We start from the raw sequence: 389 nt of genomic DNA on the forward strand, positions 1-389 counted from the left end.
GAGGCCTCCACCGATGAGGCCTTCTGGCGGGCCTACCTGGACGCGTTCTCCGCTCCCACGTCCCTGCCCGCGGACACCCATGCCGCACCGCCGCAGGGCCAGCCCGCCGAGCACTTCGCCCTCGAGCTGGACCTCCCCACCGAGGCCACGGCCTCGCTGCTGTCCTTCGCCCGCCAGCACCAGCTCACCCTGCACACGCTCGCCCTGGCGTCCTGGGGCCTCGTCCTCGCGCACTACTCGGGTGAGCAGGACGTCGTCTTCGGCAACACCGTCGCCGGCCGTCCTCCGGAGCTTCCGGGCTCCGATACGCTGGTGGGCGTCTTCATCAACACCCTGCCCACGCGCGTCCGCGTGCCCTCGGGCAGTGCGCCCCTGCTGCCGTGGCTCCA

Annotated in this window: 1 protein-coding gene; it reads left to right on the top strand. The window is 72.5% G+C overall.

Features of this window, described 5'->3' with window-relative positions:
- On the top strand, window positions 1-389 hold a 389-nt coding region (locus D7Y04_RS43585; RefSeq protein ID WP_199749856.1), incomplete at both ends, for a condensation domain-containing protein.

It is taken from the genome of Corallococcus sp. AB038B, from assembly GCF_003668955.1.
GTDB lineage: Bacteria > Myxococcota > Myxococcia > Myxococcales > Myxococcaceae > Corallococcus > Corallococcus exiguus.